Genomic DNA, 4035 nt, shown 5'->3' on the forward strand with positions numbered 1-4035 from the left:
CTCTTTCAAAATTTCGGCTAAATTAAGGAAATTATCGCGGTTTCAAAGGGTGACTATGTCAAAGGGAAATCATCGAAAAGGTTTGGAAAATCGTAGGCCTTTTGGTTGTAATTAGGGCTTCTTGCGAATCCCTTAAGATACTGATTGTCAGTTAATAACTTAACAAAAACATAATACAAAAACCCCGGATTTGGCTGTTTTGAGCTTTTTTCGGGGTTTTCTTTTTTGTATTTTAAGGTTGCAGACTTAAATACAATTAAAGTTATGATTCAGCTTCCTCTTTTCAAAGACTTCGACGGATATTCTCCAAAATATCATTTTTTCAAGAATTCATTGTTGGGCCAGATACATGATTCCATCCCCTGGGATGATCTTGTTTCCTGTCTTCCCGAAGAACGCGCGGGAAGAGGTGCTCCTAGCTGGTTTGGCGGCAAGGGCATATTTGCACTCATGTTCTTGAAGGCCTATCTCAACACCAGTGACAGGCAATTGTTGGAGCGTTACAACACAGACTGGGCCTTACAGTATTTTTGCGGCAAAGTACTGGCCGAAAACCAGCAGATCAAAGACATGACCATCATGACCAGGGTCAGGGCATATCTGGAAAAACACTGCGAATGGGAGAGACTTCAGGAAGTTCTTATCAGCCATTGGAAGCGTGATGTCAACAACAGCCATGTATTGCTCATGGATGCTACGTGTTATGAGTCATTCATACGGTTTCCAACAGATGTCAAACTGCTGTGGGAAAGCTGTGAGTGGGTTTTTGAAAAACAGCTGTTCAGACTCTGTTCCCATCTGGGGGTCAAAAGACCAAGATCTAAATTCAGGGAGCAGAGAATTGCCCATATGGCTTATTCCAGAAAAAGGAAAAACAGTTTCAGGGAAACGCTCAGAAGAAGAAAAGCACTCGTATATCTACTCGCTAAAGGGATCGGCCAACTCCAGCAGATCCTCGACAGTAATAAGGGCGCAGATCTTGGTTTGAAGGATTTTGCAAGGTTTGCAGTGATAAAAAAGGTTCACCGACAGCAGGAGTTTTTGTTGGACAACCCGCCTTCGGCTTTAAAAGACAGGATAGTGTCCCTGCACAAACCTTATCTTAGACCCATTGTGAGGGGAAAAGAAAACAGGCCGGTTGAGTTTGGAGCCAAAGCCCATATCCTTCAGGTGGACGGACTCACGTTTATAGACAAACTTGATTTCAATGCCTTCAACGAATGTACAAGACTTAAGCTCTCCGTGGCCAAACACAGGAGATTTTTCGGTCCTGTAAACCAGCTCGGGGCGGACAGGATTTATGCCACAAACAAAAACCGTAGATTCTGCACTGATAATAAGATTTTCACCTGTTTCCCCAAAAAAGGACCCAAAAAACATGAGAGGGCAGAAAAAATACTCAGCTCGGAAATATCCAAACAGAGGGCTACAGTAATGGAGGGTGTGTTCGGTACAAACAAAGAGTTCTACGGACTGAGGAAAATCAGGGTAAAAGGAGACAAGAGAGAGAAGTTTGCGATATTTTTCGGGATAATGGCAGCCAATGCTGTCAAGATAGCAAAAAGAAGATCTGAAAAGGAAAGCCCGCCGCAACAAAACGCTGCCTAAAAAACACAATCGGAGACATCTTCATGGGATAAGTGTGACCATACTATAAATGACCCGCTTATTCCCTATGCGTCAAAGAAAAAATTGTACTTTTCCGTACCAAAATTGACTTCAAAATCATCCGAAAACCAAAGAAAAAACAAGGTAGGATTTAGTTTTAATCCTACCTCTCAATTCCGAAGGAATTTTCCAAGAAGGCCTAAACAACAATATTGATTCGGATTGGATGGATTTATCCTCATACCCTTAAATAGGTTCTAAAGGCGGAGTAAGTTTTGAGGGAAAAAAGATCATCACATCTTAATTACCTTCAAAAAGTATTTTTTAAGAGCTTTCTCTTCTTCGGGATTTACGTTTCCATCTTCCATCACATCTGTAAGCAATGTATGCAATTCATTAAAAGGAAATTCCTCAATAACGGTATTGTTTTCCTCAAGCCATTTTTTCAAAACATGGATTTCATATTTATTGATTTCCTCATCTGCAAGGATGCCGTAGCAGATTCCCTGTAAAAATTCAAGTTTGGCCTGCTTACTTTCAGAGACGCTAAGCTCAGATTCATACTTGTTGAGAATGGTTTTCAGTTCGTGGATTTCTTCAGCAGTCATGGTACCTTCACTAAGAATCGATTTTACCTCAGCGTAGAATTCTTTGAAAGGAGATTGTTCACAAAGTCCCTCGTGGGCTTGGCACCAAAGTTTCATTTCGGTGAACTCTCCGCGGGTGATTCTCCCGTCGCTGCTGATACCGTGAATGATTCCTTTAAGGTGGTTGAATGGTTTTTGGGTTTTCATATTCTGGTTTTTAAAAATTTGATTTCTAAAAATAAGCAATGTTGCCCTTCAATGGTATACCTTAATCAAGGTATTTTATTCGGAATTTTAAATCAAAATGAATTTTTAATTCAATAAAAAATTAGTTTTGCAAAAAATTTGGATTATTCTTCCAAAAAAAATTTAAATGATAGTTTTTTAGGGTTGGAAAAAGAAGGATTGTTTGAATGCATTGGGGGTACAAACCAAATTGGCTAGGGGTAACCGAATATTGGAATCTCAAAACAGATTATAATAAGAAGCGGTAGTTAACTGAAAGCATGGCTGATTTCCTATCTCCTATCAAACCCCATTCAGTTCTGTAAATCCAACGTTTACTGGCCTGGTATTGGGCTCCAAATACCACATTCCATTCCTGTTTTACTTGTTTATCCATCCCATATCGGATGATGGAACTGCCATCTGCTTGTTCTATTCTGTCCACTATGTCAGGTAAAGGACTTTGATCTACCAAAGCTTTTTTGATTTCCGATAAGCCAGAATACCAAGTATTGTATTGATCAACCAATTGATCACGTCGGTTCCAAGCTTCATCAGATAAAGCGTCGATCAGTTTGATTTGTCCTACGGTAACAGAACTCATTCTAGCTCTCATTCCACCAACCCAAAAAGCAACATTTCTCTCGGGCTTTGTTTGGGATTCAAAAGTTTTTCCAAACCTTATGCCCAAGACTTTGACCAAAACCGATTTGTCCAACAGTTCTGGTTTAGTCCAAGTCCAATTGGCATCTACTGAGGTCCAAATAGGGCCAAGACCGAATGCTCCCATCACTCCAAATCCGGTGGTTGTAATTGCCTGCTCCACAACTGATGTAATTGGTATAGGTGAATTGAGCTCCACTGTAGTCTCAGATCTTCCATATCCGAAAAGTCCATATACATTTAAAAAGGGGAAAATCCATAAATCAGGTCGCACATTTGAACCAAAAGAACGGTTTGAATTATTTCCAAACTGGATAAACTCATCAACATTGGTTAAAGGAATGTCGAGATTGTCCGTTTTAAGACCCAGCTGCATATTATCAATTAGAATTGACTGGTCCATCCAAATAAAATTCCCCATCAATCCTGCAGGATAAGGGATATCAAAACCGGCAGCATATACTTTTTGACCCAGAATTGGAAACTTAAAGTCATATTTGACCTGCTTTAAACTGTCAGTATATTCCTGTTTTTTCTTCGATATTTTGCGCGTAGCATATTGGGCATATGAACTTTGGTAAGAAAAAACACAAAGGACAAACAAAAAATAAAACAGTTTTAATTTCATGGAAAGTGGGGTTATATATTCTATTTTCTTTTGTACATCAATCGACAAATGTATAGAATAAAACAAGATCTTTGGACCGGTATATTACTTGAATGTAACGGTAAATTACTTAGAAAAAGCCCGAAAGGACTCACCGTTTAAGACATAGTCAATTGCCTCAAAAAAAATTTCCCTAGAATCCTGATCTTTAATGATACTCTTTACATAAGCATAAGGCTCATCAAAAAAATCAGGTTTTATTTGTCGAATCCTGTTTGAATTTTCAAGGACTTCCTTTGGATTTTCCAATAAGTAGTGGGCCGTCATTTTTAGCAAAAAAGACCA

4 protein-coding genes are annotated in these 4035 nt (G+C 39.1%); 1 reads left to right on the plus strand and 3 read right to left on the minus strand.

The features are described 5' to 3' along the window. The first annotated feature begins 264 nt into the window (after positions 1-264). The gene (locus ACZFYI_RS16690) at positions 265-1608 is read left to right on the plus strand and encodes a transposase (protein WP_462525262.1); all 1344 of its coding nucleotides are present in this window, start codon (positions 265-267) and stop codon (positions 1606-1608) included. A gap of 293 nt (positions 1609-1901) precedes the next feature. On the opposite strand, the gene ACZFYI_RS16695 is transcribed toward ACZFYI_RS16690, so the two are convergent. The 3 genes from ACZFYI_RS16695 to ACZFYI_RS16705 form a co-directional block, all read right to left on the minus strand. Then, entirely contained in the window at positions 1902-2402 is a 501-nt protein-coding gene (locus tag ACZFYI_RS16695) for a tellurite resistance TerB family protein (RefSeq protein WP_462525263.1), read from the minus strand. A gap of 268 nt (positions 2403-2670) precedes the next feature. Beyond that, positions 2671-3711 carry a hypothetical protein gene (locus tag ACZFYI_RS16700; protein ID WP_462525264.1) on the minus strand — a complete coding sequence of 347 codons (1041 nt, stop codon included), beginning with the start codon at positions 3709-3711 and terminating at the stop codon, positions 2671-2673. A 105-nt stretch (positions 3712-3816) separates the two neighbouring features. Continuing rightward, positions 3817-4035: hypothetical protein (locus ACZFYI_RS16705; protein WP_462525265.1), on the minus strand; the 219-nt coding region annotated here is incomplete at its 5' end.

The sequence above is a fragment of the Aquiflexum sp. genome (assembly GCF_977115555.1).